The sequence below is a fragment of the Vibrio sp. V19_P1S1T109 genome, from assembly GCF_002241375.1.
In the GTDB taxonomy this organism is placed as follows: Bacteria; Pseudomonadota; Gammaproteobacteria; order Enterobacterales; family Vibrionaceae; genus Vibrio; species Vibrio anguillarum.
Genome location: NZ_NDIM01000334.1, coordinates 1 through 3,895 on the forward strand (window position 1 = coordinate 1; position 3,895 = coordinate 3,895).

The window sequence follows — 3,895 nt, forward strand, 5'->3', positions numbered from 1 at the left end:
CATCTCTTATGATCAGTATAGGAAAGAATGGGTAGCGTGATGTTATAAAGTTTGTATCAATTAAATAACTTTCGAGTACTGTAGAACGAATAAAAAGCAGCCTAGGCTGCTTTTTATTCGTTTATTCGTTACTTTCTATTACCCAATTTGACTTTGCCATTTGAACCAAACCATAACGCTTGAGCACGGCGACGCCCCAATAAGATTGGTCCATCATCGTAAAATAAGAAATTTTTCCAGTATTTTTTAAATACCGACCATTGGGTTTCGATAATATTGTACTTTTCATAACAAAAATAAACGGTCACGTCATTTTGCCAATCAATATGGGCCAAAATATCAACGGGTAATGATTCATCGTCACTTTCCCATTCTTTCATCCAACTGATTTCATTGATCCAACTGCCTGCTTTACGAGGCCAATCTTGAGAACTTAACCTCTCTGAATCTGGGCTTTGAGCACTGATATTTTCCAGCCAAAACTGAGCTGCTCTGGCTTGAGACATGGGTTTAATATGCACCAGATCTTGCTCAGGAACTGGCATTGATTGGTGAGTGAAAATCCATTTTCTTTGGTATTGATCCAAAGGCAAATACGACATTGAATTTCCTTAATGTTTTAGCTGACTTGTGAATATAGCCGCTTTACTTTTAAAACGATAAGCCATTAGCTTGGGCGCCAATCAGCATTAACCAATGCTGTTAGGTTGTGATCTTCCCATTGGCCATCAATGAGCAAATAATTTTTAGCGTGACCTTCGGCCTGAAAGCCCATTTTCATCAACACCGCTTCACTGCGTTTGTTGATTGGCATATAACCAGCCATGATACGGTGTAGGTTTTGTACCTTAAACATGTAGTGGCACGCCATTTTTAATGCACGGCCCATGATGCCTTTACCTTGTGCATTCTTCGCTAACGAATAACCGAGATTACAAGCATAAAATGGAAAGCGCGAGAGGTTACTGAACGAAATGGTGCCAAGCATATCACCACTGTTAATATCGATAATGAGCAAATAATAGCCTAATTGCATTTTATGCAGCTCACCAAGTTTAATCAGTCGCTGTGCCCAACCGTGAGCCTCAAAAAACGCCGCTTCTCGTTTAGGTTCCCAAGGCCGTAAATGTTCACGATTACTCGTAAAATAGGCGGCGATCATCTCCGCATCTTCAAGTTTTGCGGTTCGTACTAAAATATCATTGTCCACTTCATACACTTGGGACAAGGTGCTGCATGACTGCATCAATTTTTCCTAATTCCGTAGTCGCGTAGCTTATTGGCGATAGAGGTGTGTGATACGTTTAAACGCTTAGCCAACTTACGGCTTGAAGGGAAAGACTGATATAAACGTTCCAAAATTTGAGATTCATACTCTTTCATAATGTCATCTAATGAACCATCAAGATTGACATGAGTATTGCCAGTATGAACGGTTTCAAGCTGCGGCAGATGGAAGAGATCCACGGTTAACTGATTATCAGACATCTCCGTTAGCGCCCTGAGTACCATGTTGTCCAACTGTCGTACGTTGCCTGGCCATTGGTAATGAGAAAGCTGATCCGCCAAATCTTCCGCTAGTAGTGGTTTGGCCATACCCATTTTCTTAATGTGTTTCGCCACGAACAGTTCAAGCAATGGCTGAATGTCGTTAGACCGCTCACGCAAAGTAGGAATACGGAGAGTTAACACATTCAGACGATAAAAAAGATCTTCACGAAATGCGCCTGATTCGGCTAAATCTGCCAACTTGTGACGCGTCGAAGCAATCACACGAACATTAACATGAACTTCATGCTCCTCACCAACGCGGCGGAATGTACCATCTTGCAAGAAGCGCAGTAGTTTAATTTGTAAATGAGGGCTCATCTCCCCGATTTCATCGAGAAAAACGGTGCCGCCATTCGCCTGTTCAAAAATACCTTTATGGCCTTGTTGATGATTAAATGACCCTGGCGCATGACCAAACAACTCCGTTTCCGCAACATCATCCGGCATTGAAGCACAACTCAGAACTAAGAAAGGAAAGGAGGCCCGGTGAGAGCGATTATGGCAAGCCTTGGCCAACATCTCTTTACCCGTTCCGGTTTCGCCTTCTATAAGCAAAGGTTGATCAAGCATTGACAGCTTCTTAGCTTGGCTAATGAGCGCTTTATGGCGGTTAGAAACTCCGACAAAATGTTCAAAACCAAGGTTATTGTGTAAAGGCAAAGCATCATCGACGACGCCGCTAGGGCTTTTAGAACGAATCATCATCATGGTACTTGCCAAGGTGGATTCTTTCGACTCACCCGTAATATAAACAGGCATCATCTCCATCAGATAATCGAGACCATCGTGCACGATCTCCTCACGTTGTCGTGCTTTGTTGCCTTCAAGCCAGCGTGATAGGTTAAAGAAAGGTAATAATGCCGAAATGGGCTGCCCTATCACCTCTTTCTCTGTTTTGTTAAACAGCGATAATGCTGAATAGTTTGCCATATCAACAAACCCTTTCAGATCAATCGCCAGCACCGCATCAGGCACGTTGTTGAGTAATGAAATTAACTCGGTATTATGCCGCTCCATGGGCATGAATTGAATTTTCCGAACATCTTTTACGCCAGAAATTCGGCGAATTTCAGCCATCAATTCACTGAATGTTTCAAAATCAATGTCAGGGCAGTTGAGGTAAATAATGCCGATGACATCGATTTCAATCCCACGCAAATCAATGTTTCTCGATGCAAGAATATCGAGCAGTTCTCGGGTTAGGCCGAGTCTATCTTCACAAGAGACTTCAAGACGCACTTAAAAATCCTAATAAAAAGTGTCAGGAAAAGTTGACAGTAGTTTCTATCAAGCCTTGTATGGCGTCAAGTTATCTCATGTTTTGAGGTTCACATTCGGGCATATTATTTGATAAATGTTGCTTATTTCACCGTAAGCGCGGCGATTCTTGCGACGATCTGTTTGCGAATCGCCCCTAATTTTACTTTTCTGTCTGGCTGCCATGTCATCGGCCTGAGCAGTGCCATGGCTTTCAAACCAAGACGAGCGGTCAATATTCCCACTCCTAAACCTTGCCCTGCCCGCGCGGATACTTTTCCAGCTAAATCCATAGAAAGGAGATCCATGCTGGCGTCGATAGCGAGTTCGCTGGCACCTGCCGCTGCCATATTAATCAATACGGACTTAAATAAAGAGAGACGAGACCAGTAACCCAATGGCACTCCATACAGTTTTGCCAGTTGATCAATCATAGTGAAATTACGCCATGCCACTAACAACATATCTGCGATGGCTAAAGGGCTAATTGCCACTAGTGCTGCCGCTTCTGTTGAATATTGTGAGACGATTTTGGTTGCTTGTTTATCTTGTTCACTCACCACCATAGCATCGTACATATCGAGTATTTCAGCATCGCTGTGTGAAGCATTGACGCTGTTTAACCATCGATCATAGGCTGGGCTTTCGGTTTTTATGCCACTTTGTTTAGCTAGAGCTTGGCAGAACGCGAGCCCATGGCCAACGCTGTCGGTTTGCATAAGCTGTTCGCTTTGCTCTTGAATACTAAAATGATGGCGAAGTGCTCGTAACTTCCACAGCTCTTTGATTAAGGTACTTAAGCCTAACGATGCCAAACCAGCAATAAATCCCGCCCAGCCTAATGCTAGCCAGTCCGCTGATTGAATCGCCGTGATAACTGAATCGATAGCTTGCCAACCGATTAAACCTGCAAAGCTTATAACTAACGCCGCTGCTCGCCATTTCCGACCTTGTGGTGGACGAATAATTTGCTCCAACTCTTTTTCCGCAGCACTCTCTTCATTGCTGATCGGCATTGGAATGAAGGCTTCATTATTTTGAAATTGCTGTTGAGCCGTAAGCTCTGGCGTACTCTTCTGTTGTGGTT

General features: G+C 43.4%; 4 protein-coding genes. All 4 read right to left on the reverse strand.

The genetic code is table 11. The features are described 5' to 3' along the window. Positions 1-128: 128 nt before the first annotated feature. Positions 129-602 carry a DUF2947 domain-containing protein gene (locus tag B9J87_RS15775; RefSeq protein ID WP_010320690.1) on the reverse strand — a complete coding sequence of 158 codons (474 nt, stop codon included), beginning with the start codon at positions 600-602 and terminating at the stop codon, positions 129-131. Between the two features lie 65 nt (positions 603-667). Next, positions 668-1,249, reverse strand: coding sequence for a ribosomal protein S5-alanine N-acetyltransferase (gene rimJ, locus B9J87_RS15780; protein WP_017043610.1), 582 nt, complete (start codon positions 1,247-1,249; stop codon positions 668-670). Then, a complete protein-coding gene (gene tyrR, locus B9J87_RS15785; RefSeq protein WP_017047584.1) occupies positions 1,246-2,790 on the reverse strand; it encodes a transcriptional regulator TyrR in 1,545 nt (514 codons plus the stop codon). The genes rimJ and tyrR overlap by 4 nt, the downstream gene beginning before the upstream one ends. A gap of 122 nt (positions 2,791-2,912) precedes the next feature. Further along, positions 2,913-3,895 (reverse strand): YcjF family protein (locus B9J87_RS15790; protein WP_094151647.1); only part of this gene is annotated, 983 nt, incomplete at its 5' end.